Origin of the sequence: Siminovitchia acidinfaciens (assembly GCF_003605385.1) — a bacterium.
GTDB classification, from domain to species: domain Bacteria; phylum Bacillota; class Bacilli; order Bacillales; family Bacillaceae_C; genus Siminovitchia; species Siminovitchia acidinfaciens.
Map to the genome: position 1 here is coordinate 45,364 of NZ_QYTV02000007.1, position 23,765 is coordinate 69,128.

The following is a 23,765-nucleotide window of genomic DNA, read 5'->3' on the forward strand; positions in this document are numbered from 1 at the left end:
GTTGATTTATTTCAAGATGGCAATTTCCTGGCCGGCGTCCAAAAGCTGCTCATCATCAGCCAAAAAGCGTTCAATGACGCCGTCCGCTTCCGCTTTGATCTCATAGTAGTTTTTCATGACTTCGACCAGTCCGATGATGTCCCCTGCTTTGACTGTGTCACCCTCATTGAAGTACACTTCTTTGTCCGGCGACGGCTTCCTGTAAAATACTCCCGGAATTGGTGAAACGATTGTTTTTTCTTCCATGGTTAGACCTCCTGTTGTTGTGAGTTGACTTGTTCCCTTATCTGATGGATCTTATCTTTTTCAGTTTTTCTCGCTTCAAGCGCCTCGTCAATGGTCACCGAAATAAACCGCACTTTTTCATTTGTCTTCGCCTGGGCCATTCTGTTCAAATCCGGGCTGATAATCGTGGCAATCGTCGCATATCCGCCGCCTGTAACAGCATCATTGAGCAAGGCGATCGGTTCGACTCCGTCCGGCACTTGAATGGATCCGATCGGATAACCCAAATCCACCACATTCGAAGGGTTGCTTCCAGCGCCAAAAGGTTGCTCCCTTTCCACGAAATTCAAACGTTCCCCCTTAAAGCGGTATCCGACACGGTTTGCTTCAGGCGTGACCGTCCAATCCAACGAAAGGAAACGTTCTTTACTTTCCTCTGTCAAACGGTAACTGCATAGACCCATGATGACTCGGATTTCATGATTTTTGGAAAAACTAGGGATCAATTCTTCCGGGATACGAGTGCCGGCTTTTACTTGCTGTTTGATATCATTTCCAATATTCAGCTCATCATTTGCCTGCAGGGCACGTCCTTCCAAACCGCCAATCCCGCATAATGTATAGGTTGATCTTGATTCCATGATCAATGGAACATCGATTCCACCTTGTACCGCAAGATAGACTCTTGCTCCTCCTTTGACAAAGTCGAAAGACAGGGTATCACCCGCCTTGATTTGTAACGTTTGCCACATTGGAACGGATTCTCCGTTGATTTTTGGCGGAATTTCTCCGCCTGTCAGGGCGATGACCGCATCCTGTTCAAATTCAAGGACAGGTCCCATATATGTAATTTCCAACGACGCCGCACCATCGTTATTTCCGACAAGAAGGTTGCCCGCTGCATATGAATATTTGTCCATCGCTCCGGAAGGAGGCATCCCGACTTCATAATGCCCAATCCGCCCAACATCTTGTACTGTCGTTTGCAAACCGGGGTTTTTCACTTTTATCATGCGTACAACCTCCTTAGCACTTCTTCAGAAAACGCTTTCGGATTTTCAAGCACTTGTTTCGGAGTAAAAGTGATATCCTTTGTCAGATAGCGGAACGTTCCTTCTTCCACTTCTTTTCTGATTGAATCGTACTCTTCTCTCGTCACACTCCGATATCTGAAGATGTCTCCCTGTTGCGGGAAAGTCATCGTACCTTGGAAATCGTGCAGCTTGCTGTCTTTTTCAAAAATAGGTGCTGCAGCAATTCCAAATAGCTGGTAGCCTCCGGCTCCGTCTACCGGATAAATAACCGTGAATGCTCCACCCAGTCCGAAAGCCCTTTCAGGAGTGAATGTACGGGGGCGGACATATTTAGGTGCTTCGATCTGCTGCTCACGCGGAACCATCTGATAGCACCATGGAAGCCCCGGAACAAATCCGATCATTGTAACAAGATACGGAGACCCCGTCATTGCCTCAATTAATGCATCGGTTGAATCAAACCCGTTGATTCTCGCTGTGTATTCCAAGTCAGTAGCATTCGGATCCTGATGCCGGTCCCTGAAACGCATCAACGCTTCGTGCGTCCATGGATCTTCGAATAAAACAGGTACATCCACCATTCTCGAAGATAATTCAAAGTCATCGATGGATATCGTTTGCTCCAGATCTTTCAACTTTGAAATCAGCTTGTCCGGATGGATTTTTTCAGGTTCAAACCGGACCATATAAGAAGCGTTTGAAGGACAAATATCCAAAATACCCGGAATCTCTTCTTCTTTTAATTGTTTTGTGATCGCCATTGCCTGGAAGTTTACTTCGAGGCTCATCTCTTCTGCCAATTCGACAAAAATAAACTCATCTCCGCCGTATTCGTAACGGGTCATCAACACTTCACCTCTCATTTGCTCTTTCTGTCATGAAATTAATTTGCAATATCTGTGCCAATGATCTGAAAGTGATATCCATTGGTATTTTCAGTCTCTTTTGTTAATTAATCTTTCAAAAATGAAATTTTTTGTTTCGTTATTGAAATTAATCATCAGGGAAACTAGTCTGGCTGATTGTAAGATTGATTTTTTACGGCGATCAAATAAATAGCAAATTGATGCAAATATCATAGAATAAACTCGAAAAATCCCCTTTCGGACACGGTTCGCCAGGTTTTTACAAAGAACCATATTTAGAAAACCTTGGGCTATATCCGTCAATTACTAATGGAATTGGGTGCCAGCACGCAGGATTAGGGTTTAATAAATCCATTTTAAAAACTTTTAACAATAATGAACTTTTTTACCCTATGATTACTCTTATAGATAAGTGAGGTGGGGGTCATGGGGAAAGGCCTGCTCGTGAAAAAGGCTAAAAAGGGAGACAAGGAAGCATTGCTCCAATTGGTAATGGCAGAAAAGGATGCTTATTACAGGCTTGCTTTCACATATATGAAAAATGAGCATGATGCGATGGACGCTATGGAGGATATGATTCTCACATTATACGAAAAAATTGATCAATTAAATAAAGCAGGTGCTTTTTATAGCTGGAGCAAAACAATCTTAGTGAACATTTGTAAATCCATGCTCAAAAAGGACAAGAAAGTAATCCTGCTGGAAAGTACACCAGAGGGCCAAAGTTGTTATCAGGCTCCTTTTATAAGCAGTGAGCAGCGTTTAGATATCCAGCAAATGCTTCGTCATCTGAATGAAAATCAAAGGGAAGCCATTCAATTGAAATATTATCACGACCTTGATTACAAAACGATTGCTGACGTAACTGATGTTTCGATCGGAACTGCGAAATCAAGGGTATTCGAAGGCTTGAAAAAACTGAGGGAACTCTTCGGGGGTGATCGGGATGATTGATTTTGACAAACTGTTAAATAAAGAAAAAAAACGCCTGGACGCTATCAGCGCACCGGAAGAACTGGAGTCAAGACTGAGGAGCACTTTACAAACTGTCCCTGATAAAAGGCCAAAGCGGACTTCAGCAATTTTGAAGCTTGCGGCAATAGCCCTGGTGTTCATAGTTGCAACCGGATATCAATATAATGCCTTAGCCTACTATGGGAAAAAACTGCTTGGATTCGATGAAATAATAAATAGCACCTTACAAGAGCTGAACGACAAAGGACTGGGCCAAACCATTGAAAAGAAAGCGCCCCTTAGAGATGGGACTACTCTTACAATCGACGGAATCATGACAGATTCAAACCAGATGATCATGTATTATACGTTAAGTAATCCCAAAGGGTTGAACAAAGAAGCTATTGACCTTTTTCAACCACTGAAAATTACCGGGTTCTTAACAAAATCAAATTTCGAAAGCAGTACTTATATTACGAACGGTGAAAACACCGAAGTCAAAGGAACAATGTACTTTGAACCTATTAGTCCATTTTCCAAAAAACTTACCTTTCATTATTGGGAATATGTTGAGAATGGCCCCATGAAAGATGAAAGTATCACCTTCCCTTACGATCCAAACAAAGCCATGCAGACTGAGCTTAGACAAAAAATTAATAGGAACATCAAAGTGGACAAAGGGACAATTTCCTTCAAATCCATCACGGCCTCACCAACATTGACAGTGATTGACGGAAAGCTCAATGTTGGAAACTTTGACAGAGTTCCTTCCGCATTGGATGGCATAGAGTTAATCGCCAATGGAGTGCCTGTCGATACGATCGGAAGCGGCTATCGATCAGCACTTAACGGTATGAAGTTTGACCTGCGCTACGATGCGTTGCCGAAAAAGCTTGATTCACTGGAACTGGTGATTAAAGAGTTTGCGGGATATAAGAAACTTGAGGAAAAAATAAAATTTACTTCCCGGAAAAATTTTACTGTGGGAAATAAGGATTTGATCATCCAAAACGTAGCAACAACTTCCGAAGGAACGGAAATCACAATTGCAACTGATGAGGACGTTATGCTAGATGGTGTATCGATTGAAACAAAAAGTGGAGCGATCCCCTTATTGACCACAGTAAACCAAATTGATTTGGAAAAAGAGGACGGCCGGATCATGAAGGAACGGACCCTGTTGTTCGATACGAAAGACAAACCTGAGTCATTACTTATAGAAGGAATGCATTACATGAAGGATTATAACCAAAAAATTGAGATACCGGTTAAATAGAGACTGGATGAACCTGCTTTTTCCTTGAAAGGATAAAGCAGGTTTTTAAGTTTTTTGGGATTCGTGCAATTGAAGATTAAGTTTGTGCAATCCAAGGCCGGGTTCGTGCAATTGTCCCACAGAGTTCGTGCATTTATTGATAAATGAATCACATCACCCTTATCATTTTTCTTAAACTTGATAATCCTCCGCCCGACCTATATTTCAAATTATGTCCTCGTCTTTACATAAGTTTTATTAAAACTAAAAATGAGCCAAATGAAAGCCACTGTTATCACCAAGGCTGCCACAATGACCACCGGCAGCGAAACCATCAACGAATTGGCCAGAAATACAACAATCGTCTGAACAGCGATGGCCGCCATGATTAAGCACATCAATAGGTTCAGCCATTTTTCACTGATCAATCCCGTTAATTTTCCGCCAATCACCGCTCCTATAACACCGCTGATTCCAAGCGGCACAATGACATCCATGCGAATATATTCCCCGCTCAGCTTCCCCAATATGGTCCCTACGCACAGCATCCCACCGACAACCATGCCGGTCCCCACTGCCTGCCTGATTGATAACCGGAACAACCGAAGGAATATCGGCATATACAGGAACCCGGCAGCGACACCGATCATGCCGCCGACCATCCCGACAATCACACTAAGAAAGACAGAAGTGAAGTATGGAAATTGATCATCTACTTCAACTTCTTTATTGCGGCTTGGCAAAATAATCGCCACTGCAGCAAGCAATGCAAAGATGGCAAATATTCCTTGAAGTACATTGTCGTTGAATGAATTGGCTAGTAAAGATGAAATCAGACTTGAAATCACTGCAGGAATGCCAAAATATATAACGATTTTATTGACAACAAGCTTGTTTAGCCAAAAATAGATTGCACCTGAAATTGTTGTAAATAGTGTATAAAATGCCGTTGTCGTCACAATTTGTTTCATGTCCAACTTCAACTGAAAAACGGCTGAAAGCAGAATGAGCATACTCGTTACAATAATGCTGCCTCCAACCGACACCATTCCCGAAATGATGCCCGCGAATAAACCGATAAAAAAGGCTAAGGTCCACATAACAAACCACCTACTTCTTAGTCCTGACACCCGTACACTCCCGACAAATTTCTAGGAGTGACAAGCACCCGCCTATTGTTCGTACACAACTTTCCCCGTTCTTTCTACTCCATAGCCAAGAGACTGTAGTTCTTCCTTAAATTCTTTGTTATTTAAAATCTCCGTAACATTATCTATTAGATGTTTGTTGGCCTCATTTTTCAGGATGACCAAATCATAGCTTTCAGTGATGAGAGGAATAAAATCTATATTTGCAACTTTAGCGGGCTGCTCAATGCCAATGCCCACATCTGCCCGGCCGTTTGCAACAGCGCTCGCCACACCCAAATGGCTTGTCTGGATATTGTCATATCCATTTACTTGATTCCTTGAAATACTGTTTAACCGTAACTGTTCATCCAGCAACACCCGTGCACCGGCACCTGTTTCCCGATTGATCAGCTTGATCCCCGGCTTAGCAAAATCCTTCCATGCCTGAAGATCATGCGGGTTACCTTTTGCTACATAGAGCCCCGCCTCTCGCTCAAGCATGTGAATGACAACAAAAGATTGGCTGACCAACATTTTCCTAATGTATGGAAGATTATATTCAAGCGTATCGCCGTCAAGCAGATGCGTGCTCACAATATCCGCTTTTCCCAGATACATGGCAATTAGACTGTCAAGACTACCCGCATAGGAACGCAGCGGTCGAATTTCATTTGTTTTCGCTTCAATCTGTCTTGCCAAAATATCAAGACTGACGTCCTGTCCGCTAATCACAACTTGATGTATAGCCTCTTTGCCTGAACTTCCAGTTTTGACCCCTTGGACAGACTTCACTTCCTGTCCCCGTGTTTTATAATTTTCCAGCTCTTTGACGTCTACCCGCATCTGCCGGCCTACCCGAAAAGCTTTCAGCTCCCCTTTTTTTATCAAATCATAGACTGTCAGCTTCGAGACTTTTAAAAGCTGGGCAATCTCTTCAGTTGTAAAAGATTCATTGTGTGCCATAAAAACACCTCAATATTCTTAATAATTATATTTTATCATTTACTTATGTTTTCAGGCTAATTATAATTAGATATAACTAGTTATAAGTAGATATAATCAATATTAACTTCCTTAGGGGGATTACGGTGAAAAGATTTGCAATTTTCATGTTGCTTAGCATCATTTTGTTATTTGCAGGCTGCAATAGTACTGAAACAAGCAGTGATTCAAATGAAAAAGCCGAGAAAAAAACGCCTTTGACAATCTCTGCAGCTGTCAGCCTGACCGATGCATTGGAAGAAATCAAAGAAATATATGAAAAAGATCATTCAGTGGAACTGACGTTTAATTTAGGCGGCTCTGGGACATTGGCCCAACAAATCCAGCAAGGGGCTCCTGTTGATATTTTCATTTCAGCCAACCATGAATGGATGGATACACTCGAAGACGAGGACCTGGTCAATACATCTACAAGGGAAGATATCACGGGCAATAAAATTGTTCTAATCACAGGGATGGATTCCAATTTCAAATATGAATCAGTCGATGAAATTGAGGCGGCTGATGTAGACCAAATCGCGATTGGCAACCCTGAAAGCGTTCCAGCGGGAAAGTATACCGAAGAGATTTTACATAAATTAAAAAAGTGGGATGAGCTAGAAAAAGCAAAGAAGCTCGTAATGGCAAAAGATGTGCGCCAGGTATTGACCTATGTTGAAACCGGCAACGCCGATATCGGATTTGTCTATGAAAGTGATGCGGTGACTTCTGATAAAATCAACATTCTTGCCGAAGCCGATTTGTCACTTCACGACCCGATCATTTACCCGGGTGCCGTCCTGGCAGATACGAAACATGAAAAAGAAGCGGAAGAATTTCTGAAATTCCTGCTAACTGAGGAAGCCCAAAACATTTTTGAAAAGTACGGATTCAAGAAATAATCCTGTTAAGGTATGATAAATCTATGAACTACTCACCTCTATTACTATCATTTAAAACAGCCGCTATCGCAACGGTGATTGTTTTTATTACAGGGGTTGTCCTTGCCAGGCTCATAGGACGCAACTCTTTTTATGGGAAAAGCGTAGTGGAGGCAATCATTTTGCTTCCGCTTGTGCTTCCTCCGACCGTTGTCGGCTTCGGACTTTTATACGCTTTCGGAAAAAATGGATTCATCGGAAAACTGCTGCTCGACTGGTTCGATTTCCAAATCGTTTTTACATGGTATGGTGTCATTATCGCGGCGGTTGTCGTCTCTTTTCCGTTGATGTACCAAAGTGCAGCGGCCGCTTTTCAGCAATATGATTCAAACGTTGAGAACGCGGCTTACACGATGGGAGCTTCCAAATGGAAAGTGTTTTGGACGATTTCGTTTCCGCTTGCATGGCCGGGATTGCTGGCAGGAACCGTCCTCACCTTTGCCCGGGCGCTTGGCGAATTCGGCGCAACATTGATGATCGCCGGTTACATTCCGAACGTGACGGATACGATTCCGCTTGCCATCTATTTCGCCGTGGAATCGGGAAATATGGGACTGGCCAAATTCTGGGTCATCATTATTGTCGTTCTTGGGTTTAGCGCGATTTTATGGCTGAACTGGTGGAGTAAAAGGAATATGATGAAACATTCGAAATCCTGATGGAGGTATGACTGTGCTCACTGTCGACATTCAAAAACAACTGACTCACTTTCACATGAATATACAATTCTCGGCAGCCAATGAAATCGTTGTCCTGTTCGGTCCTTCCGGGTCGGGAAAAACTACAATCCTTAACTGTATTGCCGGCCTTAGCCACCCTGATTCCGGGATCATCCGTCTAAACGAAAAAGATTATTTTGACGGTAAGCCGTTCGTACCTATTCAAAAAAGGAATATCGGATACCTATTCCAAGATTACGCCCTTTTTCCACACATGACGGTCTGGAAAAATATCGCGTATGGCATGAAGAACGAAACCTTCGCAAAGGACTTGATGAAAGAACTGCGAATTGAGCACTTGGCAGATAAATATCCTTCTGAAATTTCCGGGGGTGAAAAGCAGCGGGTTGCAATCGTCAGAGCCATTGCAACTGAACCTGACGCCCTCCTTTTGGATGAGCCTTTTTCTGCACTCGACGACGAAACCAGGAGGAAAAGCCACGAAGAACTTCTCCGGATCCACGAGCTTTGGCGCATCCCAATTATCATGGTCACCCATAACCATGATGAGGCGGAAAAATTAGGGGATCGGATTTTATATTTGGAAAGAGGAGAAATACTTGAGGAGTATGTCAAAAAAGATGGTCAGACGGAGACGTCCAGACCGTTTTTGACACCAGGGATTTAAAATTTATCTCCTGATGCAAGGCGAAACAGCAGTCAACTGCTCCGGAAGACGGAAAGCTGACTGCTGCTTTCAGACACTGCCCGCACCGATATCAATAAGCCTGCAGTTCCAATAAACTATCAGAGTAAATAAAGTTTCCTTTGTTATCAATTAAATCCTGAACAGACTCAACAATATGAGGAGTATATTTCCGAAGCGTTTCTTCCGAACCGACACCTGAAAGCACACCAACCCCGAATCGGCCATGCTTTGAAAACTCCATATCTACCGGTGTATCCCCTACATGGATAACTTCGTCCGGCTTCAGGCTATGCGCATAGCAAAAAACTTCCATTGCTTCTCGACTCGGTTTTTTCTCATAAAGATCCGCGGTTCCAATAAAATCGATATATTTGCGAATCCCCAATTCTGTGATTGTAAGCATAGTAACATCAAAATTGTCTGCAGTAACAATTCCTATTTTTAATTGATTCTTTTTCAACTGCTTAAACAATGCCGCTAAATTACCAATCGCTTTTATATCTTCGCTATGCTCCTGAACGTAGCGATAATATAATCCATTCATTTCTTTATGGATCTTCTCCTGGTCGGCATGAAGTGAGTCAGCTATGACTTTCGAAATATCTTTCGACGTTTTTCCAGCCAATAAACTGTTTTCGTCCACCTCATTTCCTTTCAGTCCAATAAAATGGGCAATTTTATTCGTTTTTCCCACGTAGTCTCCCAAGGCATATTGTTTTACCAATTCGTAAATCACTGAATAAGTGGAGTTGATCCATAATGTGTTAAACTCTACCAATGTCCCATCTTTATCAAATAAAATACCTTTAATCATTGCATCTCTCTTCCATCAAATTGAGTAATTCTTCTAAACACACTCTTTCTTCATGCCCCTTCCCTATGAAATACTGGTTAATTTTTCCATTTAGATTTTACTCAAACTGAATTGCTCTTCCCATTGCAATTAAAATTATAGGAGCCGAATGTTAATAGAATGGTAGGAATATGTAAAGTGTATGTAAATCTTTATGAAGAAATGTTTACTGAAGAAGTTTAATTAAAGGAAAAAACAGAAGCATCGACGTACAGACTGAGCTGAGCTGAAATGTGGATTGCAGCTGTTTTGGGGCGACAAGCGCTGGCCGCCTCAAAGCATCACATCCTGTGGCTTCGGTGGTCACTAGCACTTCCTGTCCGTCGGAGTTGGACGCAAAACAAGCTATACAGAAGCATAGAATTAAGAATATCCTAAACGAAAAAAACAAAGTCCACCTATGTAAGTAGACTTTGTCTTAGAAAAACTATTTAGGTGTTTTTACACAAGTAGAAAATTGCACCGAATAAATATCATCCCGAACATCATTCAACAACGGTGCCGGACTATGCTCGCGCGATCTCCTCAAAGCTCCCAAATCTAGCCGGCCGCTTACGATCATTTCCTTGTTATTTTCTCCTCTGACGATTGTCCCATCCTCGGAAAAAAAGGGGTCGCAAGGAGAATAGATTCCTGCAAATCCAGCTTCAGTTGAAAAGTTCTCTAACTTAGGCAAATCACTCAGGGTGGCTGTTTTTACAACAAACAATTGATTTTCGACAGCCCTTGCTCTTGCACAATGATCGACCCGGTGCACACCATGCATCCCTTCCGTCCATGATGGACAAAACACAATTTCCGCCCCTTCTGAAGCTACTTTTCTTGAAAGCTCAGGAAACTCAATATCATAACAGGTCAGCAGAGCTACCTTCGTCCATTCGGTGTCAAATATGTTCAATTGACTGCCAGCGTCCAACTGAAACATTCTCTTTTCAAATTGCGTTAAATGGATTTTATCCTGATAAACAAAGTTGCCATCCGGATAAAACATGTAACATCGATTCACCCAGCGGCCGTTTTCATCTTTTACAACATGTGTGCCTCCAATGATATGGACCTTATTTGATATACTCAAACGTCTGAACAAATCGATATAAAGTCCAGTATACCGATCCAGCCCCCTGACCAGATCATACTCTGTCCCTTTTGGAAGCAGGCACATCAGCTGCGTGGTGAAAAACTCCGGAAATACAATGAAATGCGGATTGTCCTTCATTGCCTGGCTGACCACTTTTTCCACCTGCTGGACAAATTCGGCTTCTTCTATGATTTCTCTAATATAATATTGGACTGCCGAGACAGTCAGATCCATATCTCAGTCTTCCTTTCTGTTAAATTTCTACTGTCGTTATGCAAGAAAGTTTTTCCCGCCACTGGATGAAGTATATTTCATGAACAACATTATAGAAATCAAAACAAGGACTGTCAGAAGAATCGCCAAGGCAGAACCGAGCTGCCAGTTCATCTCAACCATAAACGTATCACGTATGACATTTCCCACCATGACCAGCTTATTTCCAGTCAATAAATCAGTTGTTACGAAAACACTTAGCGCAGGTACAAATGTGATGATGACACCTGCCAGTACACCAGGCATTGTCAAAGGCAGCGTGACATTCAAAAACGTTTTTACAGGACTTGCCCCCAGGTCTTCCGAAGCTTCCAGATATGTTTTATCCAATTGTTCGATAGATGAATAGATCGGAAGAATCATGAACGGAAGAAAACCATATACCATGCCGATCAAAACAGCGCTTGGTGTGTACAGCATATTAATCGACTCAGAAATAAATCCTAGATTCTTGAGAATATTATTAATGACCCCCTCATTATTCAGCAGGATGATCCATGAATACAGACGGATAACGAGGTTGCACCAAAACGGAATCATGACGAGAACAAGAAGCATGTTTTTCCATTTATCCGCGTGAGCAACAAAATAGGCGAACGGATAGGCCAAAAGAAGACAGACAATCGTTGTCATAAAGGCCCAGTATAAGGAATTCCAAATAACTTTCAAATATAGTGAACTGAAAGCAGTCTTATAAGACTCTATACTAAACTCATAAATAGTTGTCCCGTAGCCGCCATTTACAGTAAAACTGATGATAGTGATCATAACAACCGGTATCATTAGGAAGAAAAGCAGCCAAAGTAAACTTGGCGACAACATTGCATAAGCGCTTCTTACACTTTTAACCATTAAATCACCCTCTATCTACTTTTGTTTTGAACTTCCCATGCCTTTTCCTGCTGCAACAACCCCGATCACAATTAACAAAATCATTATAGTAGATAGGGCATTGATTTCCGGGGAAATCCCCTGGCGAACCATTGAATAAACGAGGACCGGCAAAGTATCGGATCCTGGTCCGGCGGTAAAGTATGAAATATTAAATTCATCAAGAGATATTGTAAAAACTAATAAGGAGCCGGCTAGAATGGCGGGGAAAATCAATGGAAATGTAACTCTCCAAAACGTATGCCACCCATTGGCACCAAGATCTTTTGCAGCTTCCTCAATCGAGCTGTCAAATCTCACCAGTCTTGCCATGACAACAAAAATAACGTACGAAGTAGTGAGCGCTACATGTCCTGGAATAACTGTTGTTGTACCTAAAGTAACATCCAACCAACCGTAAAGGGACAAAAGCGCAACTGCAACAACCACGTGGGGAATAACTACAGGAATGTAAAATAGAAAATCAAAAAATTTCTTGCCCGGAAATTCATACCGATGCAAGGCAAGTGCTGCGAGGGTACCTATAATGGCGGAAATCACAGTAGTCACAACCGCAATAAATAGACTGTTCTGCGTTGCACTCAATATTTGCCCGTTTGAAAACAATTGTGTGTACCAGTCAAATGTAAAGCCCGTCCATGTGGTCCCTGTCTTTGAGTCATTAAAAGAGTAAACCATCAGCACAATGATAGGAACGTAGAAAAACAAAAACATGATGAAAGTATAAACACCAAGTATCTTCTTAGTTTTTGGCCGCATCTGCATCTGCCTTTCCAAAGTTGCAATAATTGAATAAAGTGGCTCAACGCGGCCACTTTATTCAATGCAATATTTTAGTATTATTGAATCTTGAGCTCGTTATATAAGCGATTGATTGACTCTAAAGTTTTCGGTTCCAATATTTGATACCATTGGCCTCTTGAGACCTCTTCATCTGTTGGGTAGATTGCAGTATTATTTTTGATTTCCTCATCCATTAACTCTACTGCTGCAGCGTTTGGACTGCTCCCCTTAACTTCTTCTGCATTTTGTTTACTATTTTCTGGTTCAAGTAGATAATTAATGAATACTTCTGCTGTATATTTATTTTCTGCAGTTTTTGGAATAGCGATATTATCCATCCAGAGCACTCCGCCTTCTTCAGGCAAAATAAACCCTACATCAGGATTCGAAGCCATGGCTTTAGCAGCTCCCGTGTTGTATGACATTCCTATCCAAGCTTCCCCGCTTGTAAACTGCGCCTCAGGGGTGCCATCATAAGTTAGAACATTAGGATGAAGTTCTTCCAGCTTTTTCTTTGCTTCCTCCAACTGCTCTTCTGTAGGATTATTGATGTCATACCCTAAGATTTGAAGTGGTACCGTGAATACTTCCCTGGCACTTTCATTCATGGATACATGCCCTTTATATTCAGGATTCCATAAATCTTCCCAGCTCTTTGGCTCTCCAACCTTTGCTTTATTGTAAGCAAGTCCAATACTTCCATAGAAATAAGGAACAGAATATTTGTTGCCGGGATCAAAATCCTGATCTTTCAGCGGTTCTGATATGTGTTCAAAATTTGGAATATTTTCCATGTCCAGCTCTAAAAGAAAATCATCATTAATCATTTGTTCTACAAAATAATCAGTCGGAAACACGACATCATAGGAGACGGCTCCGCTTTTGATCTTTGTATACATCTCCTGGTTGGCACTATATGTGTCCAGAATTACTTTTACACCAAATTCTTTTTCAAAACTTTTTACTAGATCCTGGGATATATATTCTCCCCAGTTAAATACTTTCAACTCTTTCGCCAGCTTTTGCTCCCCGTCTTCTTCGCCCGATGATTCGGATGAAGATTTTGAAGAATTGCCACAGGCCGCCAAAACTAGTAACAAAACGAAAACGGCCAATAGAGATGTGATTTTTCTCAAGATGATCCCCCCATTTTATTAAACTATCAAACTTTTGAAAACCCTTTCAATTGTAAATTATAGTATATGTTGCATTTTGTATTATTACAAATATATAATATATATGAATACCATATAAATTTTAAATAGTCTTATTATTTTACAAAAGGGAGAAGTAAAATGGATCTTCATCGATTGCGCTGTTTTATTAAAATTGTAGAGGAAGGAAGCGTCTCTAAGGCGGCGGAAGCATTGAATATGACACAGCCACCCTTAAGCATCATGATGGGGAAGCTTGAAAAGGAACTGAATGTGTCATTGTTTGACCGTTCTGGCAGAAGGCTGAATTTAACACGGGACGGGGAATTTTTATACCAGCGCGGAAAAGAATTGATCGCGACAACTGAAAATATGGTAAAAGAACTCGTGGAACACAATGATGGGATGCGCGGGACTGTGACTGCCGGCTGTATCACTTCAGCGAATTTATTCATCATTCCCGATGCGGTTAAAAAGCTTCGGGAAGAAGCGCCGAACATCGTAATGCGTGTAAAAGAAGGGAATTCTTCCTTCGTTTTGAATGAATTGAGGAACCATAAAATAGATATCGGCATCGTCCGAACAATATTTGAAGCTGAGGATCTTCATACATCCACTTTATTGACAGAACCATTACTGCTGGCACTGCCGCCTGGCCATCCATTATTGGAAAAGCCGTCTATCAGCATCGCCGATCTGCGGAATGAAAAATTCATCCTTCCGACCTCCTCTCACGGCTCGGGAATCGCCGAAGAGATTATGGAAGCCTGTAATAACAGCGGATTTTCACCCGACGTTGTTTATTGGGGAACAGAAGTTTTTCCGATGCTCTTCATGGTGATGAAAGGTGTAGGAATCAGCTTCGCGCCTTATAATTTCAGTCGAATCAATTGGCCGGAGCTCCCTAAGCTCGTTCCACTGGCGGAACCCAAATTGGAAACGAAGCTCAGTTTGGTCACCCTGCAAAACCATTACCAGCCATCAATTGTTGAACGCTTTTTGGATATAACCAAAAGTGTCGCCAAGGAATTGCAGCCAAAAATATAAATAGGGCGGGGATTGACCTCCGCCCACATAATATTATTTTACTTCAGCCAATGTTTCTTTCATGCTTTCATAGGAATCATTCCAGAAGTCCGAGTTTTCCTTGAATGTTTTTGCCACAATCTTGATCATAGACTTAAATTTCTCTTCGTAGCTATCATCGTCTTTTGAAGGTAAGTCTTTCTTGAATTCACCGACAAATGCTTTCGTTGATTCAGTGATTGGACCCCACTTGGCCACCTGCTCGCCGTTTTCATCAATGAAAATAAAAATGGGGATGACACGATTGCCGTTTGTTAAATATTGATCCATCAAGTCCAAATGCTGATCGCGCGGCAGGAGTCTGACATCCATCTCTGTTTTTTCTGCCAAGCGCAGCAAAACAGGAACATTTAGCATACAATGACCGCACCATACCTCAGCCAACGCGACAACGCGTAAGTTCTTCCCTTTGATTTTATTGAAAAATCCCTCGTCAGCAGGCGGTTGGAAGTTTTCATAAATATGTAAAAAGCTGTCTTTATGATACTCCAAATCTTCAATGTATTGCTCAGTCGTTAGCCCTTTATCAAACCATTCGTTCAAATTCATTATCTTCACTCCTTCAGTGTTCTAAAAAAAGCTTATCGAATCGCGATTATTCTGTAAACTAAACTGCTCGTGTCCTATAATATAAGAAGACATAGAAAAATTTGGAATAAGAAAGGGGCAAGACATTTGGAAAAAATCATTCACGCCGTTCAAGATGAATATCCGGACGAATTTGCGCACTGTTTTGGATGCGGGCGGCTAAATGAAGCAGGGCATCGCTTTCGAACAGGATGGCTGGACGACAGGACCCTCACTATTTATGAACCCAAAGAGGAACACAAGGCGATTCCCGGGTTTGTTTATGGCGGTCTGCTCGCTTCACTGGTCGACTGTCACGGAACAGGTTCAGCAGCGCTCGCTTTACATAGGAAAAACGGCCATGAACCAGGCAGCGGCCTGGCGCCTCCCCGATTTGTCACGGCCTCTTTGCATGTCGACTACTTGAAACCTACACCACAAGGCGCAACATTAAAAGCGATCGGAACAGTTGAAGAAATCCACCCGAAGAAATGGAAAACTTCAGTGGAAGTCTTTGCCACAGATACCCTTTGTGCAAAAGGTGAAGTGGTAGCGGTAGTCATGCCGGATACTTTTAAAAAATGAATAGAAGCCGGTTAAAAAGTCTCTCTATTTCGAGTGGAAGCACATGCTTGTTTATATTTTAAGAAAGCGAATACCAAGAGCGTGATAATTCATTTTCGTTTAATCTTACCAAAAAAGTGGGCACCCGTAGGGGTGCCTTCATAGTGACCGCGTTAACGGTTTATTATCCGATTCGGTCGCTTAGGGCTGCCTTTAGTTACCATGTAAGCTATTTTTTCGCCGCCACGGTCACTTAGGAACGCCCTTAGTTACCATGTGAGATCTTTTTTCACCGCCGCGGTCACTCAGAATCGCCCTTAGTTACCGTGTAAGCTATTTTTTTGCCGCCGCGGTCACTTAGCCTTTGTGTGTTTGCCAAAAATGGTTTCCAATCACGACCATAATGGCTTAGCCCACATATTAGGTTAATTTCAATCAGGATCAAATCAATTTTGCACGACTTTCTTGCGGACCTCTTTCAAGAATGAAATAGCGTTCCTTCCAAAGCACTGACATATCGGATTGCTGAATTTTGGACAGCTTCGCCGGCATTTTCTTTGACCACTTTTTGAAAAGCGTTATATAACCTATCAAAATGAAGTTCCTTCACACGTTCAGCTATGTCTTTTACTTTGCTTGCGGGCAGCGGAATCAGATTCGGATAGCTATACATAAAGCTGACCCAGTTCGTATCAGCCACGACTTGAATGATATCGCCGCTCAATAAAATACCTTTCCCGCTGTTTCCATAAGGCCAATGCAGAACTGCTCCTCCTTTGAAATGGCCACCGAGCCGATGCAGAACAAGTCCTTCCGCCAGTTTATACTGATCACCTTTCCAAAAAACGATTCGATCGCTCGGCTCCGTCACCCACTGCATGTCATCCTCATGAATGTAAATGGGAACGTCGAAGCTTTTCGCCCATTCAGCCTGTGTCGAATAGTAATGCGGATGGGATAGTGCTATGGCATCGATTCCACCCAGCTCCCTGATTTTCTTTTCCGTTTCTTCATCAAGAAAAGTAATGCAATCCCATAAAACATTGAACCCGCTCTCTTGAACGAGGAAGGCGGACTGACCAATCCCGAACTCCGGTTTTGTTGTGATTCTGTGTAAACCTTCCTCCATTTTTACAATTTCATTTTCATATTTTTCGCTGCTCCGCATATCATCAAGTGTTGTCCATGTTTGTCCGGCCGGATTCACATACTGCCTCTCTTCTGTACAAATAATGCATAGTTCGGGTGGCCGAATGCTGTAAGGATATTGGACACCGCAGGTCGTGCAAATGAATTTTAACATTTCCATCCTCCCCTTATCTTTAAAATCCCTTTGGATTCGCTTGGCTTATCACTGTCTTTTTGGCCTAGTCTAGTAGGATATTGTGTTTTCCGGGATATCCCGAGTTTTTCAATGTCCTTCGAAACTATGAATCCTTCATAGTTACCGTATGTACGTTTTTTACGCCTATTCGGGCATTATGAGCTCAAACACCTTCCCCTGATTTAGCAATCAAGTTTTCATGAATTCGTTCATCACGGAACGGTAATGGAACGTCGCAAAAAGCGCCTGTTCCCCAATCGTCTTCCTCGTACAAAAAGCAATTGTCCCGAACCGACAATAGAACCACTCAAAAATTGTTTTCTTCAAACGATGCCAGACTAATAGAAAGCCCTTACAATATAGTTAATCCTAATATATCCGAGGTGGTGATTAAAATGGAAGCGGTAACAAGAAATTTCTTTTTATTCCTTTCCAAAAACAACCTTCTGAATGACATGGCCAAAAAAAGAGGCAGCAGCATTGTCACGGGGAAGATTATCGCCGGGACTGATTTTCCAAGCTCTGTCCAAATCATCAAAGATCTTAACAGTAAAGGCTTGACCACCACTGTTGACCATTTGGGAGAGTTTGTCAATTCCGAAGAAACGGCCAATAAAAGGACAAAAGAGGCTATCCAGACAATCGAAACAATCAGCAGAGAAAACCTTGATTCCCACATGTCTGTCAAAATGACGTCGCTTGGCCTTGATATCAGCCGGGACCTTGTCTTCAGAAACATGACAAGCATTTTGGACACGGCGGAAAAGCATGGTGTCATGGTAACGATTGACATGGAAGACGAGCCCCGTTGTGAGAAAACGCTGGAGCTTTTCAAACAATTCAAGGAATCATACAGCTGCGTCAGCACCGTGTTGCAGGCCTACTTGTACCGCACAGAACAGGATTTAAAAGAGTTAAGTGTTTTGAAACCGTTTTTACGGCTTGTAAAAGGAGCCTACAAAGAGCCGGCATCCGTCGCCTATCCGGACAAAAAAGATGTCGATGCCAATTATAAAAAATTGATAGAGCAAAGTTTGAAATCCGGCGTGTATACTGCAATCGCCACTCATGATGATGGGATGATCGAATATACGAAAGAACTCGCTGCAAAACTGCAGATCCCAAGCGATCAATTCGAATTTCAGATGTTATACGGCATGCGAAGTAAAACACAGCTGGACCTAGTGCAGCAAGGATATAAAGTGAGAGTTTATGTCCCTTACGGCCGCGACTGGTATGGATATTTCATGAGAAGACTGGCTGAAAGACCGGCAAATATTTCATTTGCATTTAAAGGAATGGTAAAAGGTTAATAATTTTATTATGATAAGGAGTTGTGTCGGATGATCACTTTTAAACACGAACCATTTATGGACTTTTCCACAGAGGAAAACAAAGAGGCCTTTAAATCAGGGCTGGAATTGGTGGAAAGCTATCTTGGCAAGGATTATCCTTTGGTCATTGGCGGTGAGAAAATCACGACGGAAGAAAAAATCGTTTCTGTGAATCCCGCCCAAAAAGACCAGGTTGTCGGCCGCGTCTCCAAAGCGAACAGGGAATTGGCCCAACAGGCAATGGATAGTGCGCTCACAGCCTTGGAATCATGGAAAAAAGTAAAGCCGGAAATCCGTGCGGACGTTCTGTTCAAAGCGGCTGCTATCATTCGCCGAAGAAAGCATGAATTTTCCGCTCTGCTTGTCAAAGAAGCGGGCAAGCCTTGGAATGAAGCGGATGCCGATACTGCTGAAGGTATCGACTTCCTGGAATACTACGGAAGGCAGATGCTAGAGCTCAAAGATGGCAAAAAAGTGGAAAGCCGGCCAGGTGAATACAACCGCTACGATTATATCCCGCTTGGCGTCGGCGTCATCATTTCCCCATGGAATTTCGCCTTTGCCATTATGGCTGGAACAACAGTGGCTGCCATCGTTTCTGGCAACACGGTCCTGCTCAAACCCGCATCGACGACACCTGTTGTCGCAGCCAAATTTGTTGAAGTGATGGAAGAAGCTGGGCTGCCAAAAGGCGTGCTTAACTATATCCCAGGTAGCGGATCAGAAGTCGGCGACTTCCTTGTCGACCATCCGAAAACCCGATTTATCAGCTTTACCGGATCAAGAGAAGTCGGCACTCGCATCTATGAGCGTGCTGCCGTTGTGAACGAAGGGCAGATCTGGCTGAAGCGTGTCATCGCCGAAATGGGAGGAAAAGATACGATTGTTGTGGATAAGGAAGCGGATCTCGAGCTTGCCGCCCAATCAATTGTACAGTCTGCATTCGGATTTTCCGGACAAAAATGCTCTGCGTGTTCCCGTGCAGTCATCGTCGAAGACGTATATGACGAAGTTTTAAATCGTGCAGTCGAACTGACAAAAGAGCTGACCATCGGCGATCCTGCGGATCAGAACAACTTCATGGGGCCAGTGAACGACCAAAATGCCTTTGATAAAATCATGAAGTATATTGAATTAGGCAAGGACGAAGGTGAATTGATGACCGGCGGAGAAGGCGATGACTCGAAGGGATACTTCATCAAGCCAACTATTTTCGCAGGACTTGATCCAAAGGCACGCCTTATGCAGGAAGAGATTTTCGGCCCTGTTGTCGCTTTTTCCAAAGCGAAAGATTTTACAGAAGCCCTCGAAATCGCCAATAATACGGAATACGGCCTGACAGGAGCGGTGATTACGAACAACCGCATGAATATGGAAATAGCCCGCGAAGAATTTCATGTCGGTAACCTGTATTTCAACCGCGGCTGCACAGGAGCAATTGTTGGCTATCAGCCTTTCGGCGGCTTCAATATGTCCGGCACCGATTCTAAGGCGGGAGGCCCTGATTACCTGCTTCTTCATATGCAGGCGAAAACTACATCTGAGATGCTGTAGTCACTAAAACGGAGTTGAATTTTATGACAGATGAAACATTAAAGCTAGTAACGATTGTTGTGTATATGATTTTAATGCTCGTGATCGGCTGGGTCGCCTACAGGAGAACTGGCGACCTGACCGACTATATGCTCGGTGGCCGCTCGCTCGGACCGGCAGTCACAGCACTCAGTGCCGGGGCGGCGGATATGAGCGGATGGCTCCTAATGGGATTGCCCGGAGCCGTCTACGCTACTGGATTGACCAGTGTCTGGATTGCCATCGGATTGACTGTGGGAGCCTATTTAAACTGGATTTTTGTTGCACCAAGGCTGCGCAGTTACACACAGGTGAGTAATGATTCGATTACGATTCCATCTTTCTTTGAAAACCGGCTGAAAGACAATACAAAACTGTTAAGGATCATTTCATCCCTTGTCATCCTAGTCTTTTTTACCTTTTACGTTTCTTCGGGACTTGTCGCAGGAGCCGTTTTCTTCGAAAGCTCATTTGGTTTCGGCTATCAGCAAGGGTTGCTCATCATTGCCCTCGTTGTCGTTGCCTACACACTTTTTGGAGGATTCCTTGCCGTAAGCTGGACGGACTTTGCACAGGGACTAATCATGTTAATTGCGCTTTTGATCGTGCCGGCCTTGGCTGTCATAAAAACCGGCGGTCCAGCACAAACAGTGGAAACGATTCAATCCATTGATCCTGCCCTTTTCTCCTTTTTCAGGGATACCACTTTTATCGGGATTGTTTCTCTGCTTGCCTGGGGGCTCGGATATGTCGGACAGCCGCATATCATCGTCAGATTCATGGCGATCAGTTCTGTGCGGGAAACGAAGGTTGCCCGCCGGATCGGGATGGGCTGGATGATCTTATCATTGCTGGGAGCCGTACTGACAGCATTGATCGGAATCGCTTATTTCCATACAACGAACCACACGCTGCAGGATCCGGAAGCTGTATTCATTGAGCTTGGCCAAATCCTTTTCCACCCGCTGTTTGCAGGATTTGTTCTAGCTGCGATTCTTGCCGCAATCATGAGTACCATATCCTCGCAGTTGATTGTCACGTCAAGTGCACTTACAGAGGACTTGTATAAATTAATTTTCCGCCGCGGGGCAAGCGATAAAGAGCTCGTCTTTTTCGGACGGATGGCGGTTCTGGCCGTCGCAGTGATCGCATACATCCTCAGCTCAAATAAAACCGAATCGATCCTGAACCTTGTCGCCCATGCCTGGGCCGGATTCGGAGCTTCATTCGGACCGGTAGTTGTTTTAAGCCTCTACTGGAGAAAATTGACCAACTGGGGAGCGATTGCCGGAATGGTTGCCGGGGCTGTGACCGTTCTTGTATGGCAAAACTTGGATTTCGCTTTATATGAAATTGTGCCAGGCTTCATCATCAACCTTCTTGTTGCAGTGGTTGTCAGCCTGATCACGTATAAACCAAATGACGAAATTGAAAAAGAATTTGATGAGAGCTTACGCCTTTTGAAGGAATAGGACTTTTACTGAAGCGGTCAATGAAAAGTATGATAAACTTTTCATTGACCGCTTGTATTTTTGGATGGGGGGAGTTTGATTGGACCGCCTCTTGGAAAAAATCCGTTCTTTGACGAGTATCGAAGAAATAACCGAAATAATCAGCGAATATTTAAAAAAGCCTGTTGTTATTGAGGACGAGCAGTTCACCCTATTGGCGTACAGCTCATTTTATATCGACCAGTTTGATGAAGCGAACAAGCAAACCATTTTTACAAAGCGCTGGACGATCCCTATCTTGGAAAAATTCATGGATGACGGCATTGTCGACCAGCTAAAAACAATACCGGAACCCTTCAGAGTGGAAAAAATAGAGGCAATCGGATTGAACCAGCGTGTTGTTGTAAGCGCTAGATATAAAGAACGCGTCTTAGGATTCATCTGGGTGCAGGAAACGGACCACCTTCTGACCGACGAAGAATTCGGCTATTTACAGGAAGTTTCCTTTCATGTGGGTAAACTCCTCTATCAAAAAAAGCAATTGAAGTTAAAGAGAGACGAAGAGAAGAACAACTTTTATAAAAAAGTGATGGACGACACTTTCCAAACGGAAGCCCAAATTAAATGGGAAGCCGCGAATGTCAATATTTCCATGCCTGACTCGTTTATTTCCATTGTTTTTGCAGTCGACCCTACAAGTGAGGAAGCCTTCGGAGAGCTGATTGAAAAAGTGGGACTTTTCGCAAATGCACTAAAAATGCCAACCCACCTTTTTATTGATCAGCTAAAGGTGATTGTTATGATCGGAAGTAGTCTGTCATCACCCAAAGACCTGTCTATACAAGCAAACGCACTGGTATCGTCGGTATTGGCTCAATTTAGTGAGGAGCAGGTATACGCGGGAATCAGCCGTGAATATACCTCTGTCATCCATTTGCGAAAAAGTTATATGGAAGCAATTGAGGTTATAAGAACTGCAAAATTTATCGGGATGGAAGAACTCCCGTCTTTTGAATATCAAAAGCTTGGGCTATTCCGCTACCTGGAAGCGATTTTCCATTATCAAAAACAAATGGACGATGTGAATCCAGACCTTCTGAAACTGAAACAAAAAGACGATGAAAGCCAGACAAGCTTGCTTCAGACGTTGGAAGTCTATTTGGAAGAAAACTGCCGCCTAAAGCACGCGGCGAAAAAATTGTACATCCATACAAACACATTAAAATACCGATTGAATCAAATCGAAGAGCTGACCTCCATCAGATTTGATGATTTTCATGCGAATTGCCAGTTGTATATTGATTTACAAATTATGAAGGTGAGTGGCGGGAAAAGCTTTAGCGGAGGGTAATCGGAGGGGGCAATCACCCTCCACACACTATTCTTCACTATTTTCCCTGTTATTTTGTATCACTAAAAATAAAACAGGGGCAGGAATACCCTGCCCACGCTACTTTCCTTATTCACCAAAGGCCTGCATAGCTACGAACTTCCATTCCAATTTGAGGGAATCTCCCTGAAATTGATTTTGGTCTTTTCCATTGTCAACGAAAGAGAATTTTACGACAAGGCGCTCACTGGCACCGCTTGGAAGCCCCCCTTTGCCAATCGCAGGAATGGTAATGTTCTTAGCTACCGCATCCGGTGACATATTTTTCAGGCTTGCCAATGTAGTCTTATAGATCGGTTGATTGTTCTTGTCCATATTCAGCAGAAACTCCACTGCAATATGATTCCCAAAATCTTCTGTATTGTCTCCCATTGCATCAATGACAGTATAATCTGTTTCAATTATGACCTTCCCTATGTCCAGAGTCCCGTTGTTTTTAAGTGTAAAGTTTCGGAGAAACGAATCTCCCGGTTTAATATTCTTTACATTGATTAAGGTATTCGGGTTCACAGACAGATCAAGGGTTCCTGATGCAAATGTATTATCTGTCATCTTGTTATCGCTAAAATAGGCGTAGGTGCCCCCGCTTATTAAAGCAATACCAAGTAAAATTGATGTCAGGCCGACAAGAAACCTTCTTTTTATGTTCATCATTCATTCCCCCACCCATGAAGTACTCTGCCGGAGGCTG

Annotated in this window: 24 protein-coding genes; 11 read left to right on the top strand and 13 right to left on the bottom strand. The window is 42.9% G+C overall.

The window, feature by feature from the left end; all coding sequences use genetic code 11:
• Positions 1-6: 6 nt before the first annotated feature.
• Genes D4T97_RS14925 through D4T97_RS14935 form a run of 3 tightly spaced genes read right to left on the bottom strand, consistent with a single transcriptional unit; the run spans position 7 to position 2,104 of the window.
• Positions 7-246 carry an acetyl-CoA carboxylase gene (locus D4T97_RS14925; protein WP_126051560.1) on the bottom strand — a complete coding sequence of 80 codons (240 nt, stop codon included), beginning with the start codon at positions 244-246 and terminating at the stop codon, positions 7-9.
• Between the two features lie 2 nt (positions 247-248).
• Complete coding sequence (locus D4T97_RS14930; RefSeq protein ID WP_126051561.1) at positions 249-1,238, bottom strand: 5-oxoprolinase subunit C family protein; 990 nt, start codon at positions 1,236-1,238, stop codon at positions 249-251.
• Positions 1,235-2,104, bottom strand: coding sequence for a 5-oxoprolinase subunit B family protein (locus tag D4T97_RS14935; protein WP_126051669.1), 870 nt, complete (start codon positions 2,102-2,104; stop codon positions 1,235-1,237). Before D4T97_RS14935 ends, D4T97_RS14930 begins: the two co-directional genes overlap by 4 nt.
• A 447-nt stretch (positions 2,105-2,551) precedes the next feature.
• On the opposite strand from D4T97_RS14935, the gene D4T97_RS14940 reads away from it, so the two are divergent.
• Together D4T97_RS14940 and D4T97_RS14945 are read left to right on the top strand one after the other, a co-directional pair.
• Entirely contained in the window at positions 2,552-3,079 is a 528-nt protein-coding gene (locus tag D4T97_RS14940; RefSeq protein ID WP_126051562.1) for an RNA polymerase sigma factor, read from the top strand.
• Positions 3,072-4,355 carry a DUF4179 domain-containing protein gene (locus D4T97_RS14945; RefSeq protein WP_126051563.1) on the top strand — a complete coding sequence of 428 codons (1,284 nt, stop codon included), beginning with the start codon at positions 3,072-3,074 and terminating at the stop codon, positions 4,353-4,355. The genes D4T97_RS14940 and D4T97_RS14945 overlap by 8 nt, the downstream gene beginning before the upstream one ends.
• 209 nt (positions 4,356-4,564) lie before the next feature.
• Here D4T97_RS14945 and D4T97_RS14950 read toward each other — a convergent pair whose 3' ends face one another.
• Positions 4,565-5,434 (bottom strand): sulfite exporter TauE/SafE family protein, encoded by an 870-nt coding sequence (locus D4T97_RS14950; RefSeq protein WP_126051564.1) that lies wholly within the window; start codon positions 5,432-5,434, stop codon positions 4,565-4,567.
• A 72-nt stretch (positions 5,435-5,506) separates the two neighbouring features.
• Positions 5,507-6,427 carry a helix-turn-helix transcriptional regulator gene (locus tag D4T97_RS14955; protein ID WP_126051565.1) on the bottom strand — a complete coding sequence of 307 codons (921 nt, stop codon included), beginning with the start codon at positions 6,425-6,427 and terminating at the stop codon, positions 5,507-5,509.
• 125 nt (positions 6,428-6,552) lie between these two features.
• On the opposite strand from D4T97_RS14955, the gene modA reads away from it, so the two are divergent.
• From modA to D4T97_RS14970, 3 genes are read left to right on the top strand one after another with little or no spacing between them, the layout of a single operon-like run.
• Positions 6,553-7,347 carry a molybdate ABC transporter substrate-binding protein gene (gene modA / locus D4T97_RS14960; protein WP_126051566.1) on the top strand — a complete coding sequence of 265 codons (795 nt, stop codon included), beginning with the start codon at positions 6,553-6,555 and terminating at the stop codon, positions 7,345-7,347.
• 23 nt (positions 7,348-7,370) lie between these two features.
• Positions 7,371-8,045, top strand: a complete 675-nt coding sequence (gene modB, locus D4T97_RS14965; protein ID WP_126051567.1) for a molybdate ABC transporter permease subunit — start codon at positions 7,371-7,373, stop codon at positions 8,043-8,045.
• A 13-nt stretch (positions 8,046-8,058) separates the two neighbouring features.
• The gene (locus D4T97_RS14970; RefSeq protein WP_126051568.1) at positions 8,059-8,733 is read left to right on the top strand and encodes a sulfate/molybdate ABC transporter ATP-binding protein; all 675 of its coding nucleotides are present in this window, start codon (positions 8,059-8,061) and stop codon (positions 8,731-8,733) included.
• Positions 8,734-8,824: 91 nt separating this feature from the next.
• On the opposite strand, the gene D4T97_RS14975 is transcribed toward D4T97_RS14970, so the two are convergent.
• The 5 genes from D4T97_RS14975 to D4T97_RS14995 form a co-directional block, all read right to left on the bottom strand.
• Positions 8,825-9,568 (bottom strand): HAD family hydrolase, encoded by a 744-nt coding sequence (locus tag D4T97_RS14975; protein ID WP_126051569.1) that lies wholly within the window; start codon positions 9,566-9,568, stop codon positions 8,825-8,827.
• A 466-nt stretch (positions 9,569-10,034) separates the two neighbouring features.
• The gene (locus D4T97_RS14980) at positions 10,035-10,919 is read right to left on the bottom strand and encodes a carbon-nitrogen hydrolase family protein (protein WP_126051570.1); all 885 of its coding nucleotides are present in this window, start codon (positions 10,917-10,919) and stop codon (positions 10,035-10,037) included.
• Between the two features lie 36 nt (positions 10,920-10,955).
• Complete coding sequence (locus D4T97_RS14985; RefSeq protein ID WP_126051571.1) at positions 10,956-11,810, bottom strand: ABC transporter permease; 855 nt, start codon at positions 11,808-11,810, stop codon at positions 10,956-10,958.
• Between the two features lie 15 nt (positions 11,811-11,825).
• Positions 11,826-12,608: an ABC transporter permease gene (locus D4T97_RS14990; RefSeq protein ID WP_126051572.1), complete on the bottom strand. Its 783-nt coding sequence runs from the start codon at positions 12,606-12,608 to the stop codon at positions 11,826-11,828.
• Positions 12,609-12,688: 80 nt separating this feature from the next.
• A complete protein-coding gene (locus D4T97_RS14995) occupies positions 12,689-13,768 on the bottom strand; it encodes an ABC transporter substrate-binding protein (protein WP_126051573.1) in 1,080 nt (359 codons plus the stop codon).
• A gap of 159 nt (positions 13,769-13,927) precedes the next feature.
• On the opposite strand from D4T97_RS14995, the gene D4T97_RS15000 reads away from it, so the two are divergent.
• Positions 13,928-14,833 (top strand): LysR family transcriptional regulator, encoded by a 906-nt coding sequence (locus tag D4T97_RS15000; RefSeq protein ID WP_126051574.1) that lies wholly within the window; start codon positions 13,928-13,930, stop codon positions 14,831-14,833.
• 33 nt (positions 14,834-14,866) lie between these two features.
• Here the strand turns inward: D4T97_RS15000 and D4T97_RS15005 are convergent, their stop codons facing one another.
• Entirely contained in the window at positions 14,867-15,421 is a 555-nt protein-coding gene (locus D4T97_RS15005; RefSeq protein ID WP_126051575.1) for a thioredoxin family protein, read from the bottom strand.
• Positions 15,422-15,547: 126 nt separating this feature from the next.
• Here D4T97_RS15005 and D4T97_RS15010 point away from each other — a divergent pair, with 126 nt between their 5' ends.
• Entirely contained in the window at positions 15,548-16,024 is a 477-nt protein-coding gene (locus D4T97_RS15010) for a PaaI family thioesterase (RefSeq protein ID WP_126051576.1), read from the top strand.
• 457 nt (positions 16,025-16,481) lie between these two features.
• On the opposite strand, the gene D4T97_RS15015 is transcribed toward D4T97_RS15010, so the two are convergent.
• Positions 16,482-17,306, bottom strand: coding sequence for an MBL fold metallo-hydrolase (locus D4T97_RS15015; protein WP_126051577.1), 825 nt, complete (start codon positions 17,304-17,306; stop codon positions 16,482-16,484).
• Positions 17,307-17,722: 416 nt separating this feature from the next.
• Between D4T97_RS15015 and D4T97_RS15020 the strand changes: the two genes are divergently transcribed.
• From D4T97_RS15020 to D4T97_RS15035, 4 genes are all read left to right on the top strand, one after another.
• Entirely contained in the window at positions 17,723-18,640 is a 918-nt protein-coding gene (locus D4T97_RS15020; RefSeq protein ID WP_126051578.1) for a proline dehydrogenase family protein, read from the top strand.
• Between the two features lie 30 nt (positions 18,641-18,670).
• The gene (gene pruA, locus D4T97_RS15025; protein ID WP_126051579.1) at positions 18,671-20,215 is read left to right on the top strand and encodes an L-glutamate gamma-semialdehyde dehydrogenase; all 1,545 of its coding nucleotides are present in this window, start codon (positions 18,671-18,673) and stop codon (positions 20,213-20,215) included.
• A gap of 23 nt (positions 20,216-20,238) precedes the next feature.
• The gene (gene putP / locus D4T97_RS15030; RefSeq protein ID WP_126051580.1) at positions 20,239-21,705 is read left to right on the top strand and encodes a sodium/proline symporter PutP; all 1,467 of its coding nucleotides are present in this window, start codon (positions 20,239-20,241) and stop codon (positions 21,703-21,705) included.
• A gap of 79 nt (positions 21,706-21,784) precedes the next feature.
• Positions 21,785-23,035, top strand: coding sequence for a PucR family transcriptional regulator (locus tag D4T97_RS15035; RefSeq protein ID WP_126051581.1), 1,251 nt, complete (start codon positions 21,785-21,787; stop codon positions 23,033-23,035).
• A gap of 108 nt (positions 23,036-23,143) precedes the next feature.
• Here the strand turns inward: D4T97_RS15035 and D4T97_RS15040 are convergent, their stop codons facing one another.
• Entirely contained in the window at positions 23,144-23,725 is a 582-nt protein-coding gene (locus tag D4T97_RS15040) for a TasA family protein (RefSeq protein ID WP_126051670.1), read from the bottom strand.
• Positions 23,726-23,765 lie beyond the last annotated feature (40 nt).

Bases quoted from the DNA above. Each gene is read 5' to 3' on its own strand.
- D4T97_RS14935 (WP_126051669.1), bottom strand. From the start codon at position 2,104: ATGACCCGTTACGAATACGGCGGAGATGAGTTTATTTTTGTCGAATTG.
- D4T97_RS14930 (WP_126051561.1), bottom strand. From the start codon at position 1,238: ATGATAAAAGTGAAAAACCCCGGTTTGCAAACGACAGTACAAGATGTT.
- putP (WP_126051580.1), top strand. From the start codon at position 20,239: ATGACAGATGAAACATTAAAGCTAGTAACGATTGTTGTGTATATGATT.
- D4T97_RS15040 (WP_126051670.1), bottom strand. From the start codon at position 23,725: ATGAACATAAAAAGAAGGTTTCTTGTCGGCCTGACATCAATTTTACTT.
- D4T97_RS14950 (WP_126051564.1), bottom strand. From the start codon at position 5,434: ATGTGGACCTTAGCCTTTTTTATCGGTTTATTCGCGGGCATCATTTCG.
- D4T97_RS14925 (WP_126051560.1), bottom strand. From the start codon at position 246: ATGGAAGAAAAAACAATCGTTTCACCAATTCCGGGAGTATTTTACAGG.
- D4T97_RS15005 (WP_126051575.1), bottom strand. From the start codon at position 15,421: ATGAATTTGAACGAATGGTTTGATAAAGGGCTAACGACTGAGCAATAC.
- D4T97_RS15015 (WP_126051577.1), bottom strand. From the start codon at position 17,306: ATGTTAAAATTCATTTGCACGACCTGCGGTGTCCAATATCCTTACAGC.
- D4T97_RS15000 (WP_126051574.1), top strand. From the start codon at position 13,928: ATGGATCTTCATCGATTGCGCTGTTTTATTAAAATTGTAGAGGAAGGA.
- modB (WP_126051567.1), top strand. From the start codon at position 7,371: ATGAACTACTCACCTCTATTACTATCATTTAAAACAGCCGCTATCGCA.
- D4T97_RS14955 (WP_126051565.1), bottom strand. From the start codon at position 6,427: ATGGCACACAATGAATCTTTTACAACTGAAGAGATTGCCCAGCTTTTA.
- D4T97_RS14990 (WP_126051572.1), bottom strand. From the start codon at position 12,608: ATGCGGCCAAAAACTAAGAAGATACTTGGTGTTTATACTTTCATCATG.
- D4T97_RS14940 (WP_126051562.1), top strand. From the start codon at position 2,552: ATGGGGAAAGGCCTGCTCGTGAAAAAGGCTAAAAAGGGAGACAAGGAA.
- D4T97_RS14985 (WP_126051571.1), bottom strand. From the start codon at position 11,810: ATGGTTAAAAGTGTAAGAAGCGCTTATGCAATGTTGTCGCCAAGTTTA.
- D4T97_RS14945 (WP_126051563.1), top strand. From the start codon at position 3,072: ATGATTGATTTTGACAAACTGTTAAATAAAGAAAAAAAACGCCTGGAC.
- D4T97_RS14980 (WP_126051570.1), bottom strand. From the start codon at position 10,919: ATGGATCTGACTGTCTCGGCAGTCCAATATTATATTAGAGAAATCATA.
- pruA (WP_126051579.1), top strand. From the start codon at position 18,671: ATGATCACTTTTAAACACGAACCATTTATGGACTTTTCCACAGAGGAA.
- D4T97_RS15020 (WP_126051578.1), top strand. From the start codon at position 17,723: ATGGAAGCGGTAACAAGAAATTTCTTTTTATTCCTTTCCAAAAACAAC.
- D4T97_RS14975 (WP_126051569.1), bottom strand. From the start codon at position 9,568: ATGATTAAAGGTATTTTATTTGATAAAGATGGGACATTGGTAGAGTTT.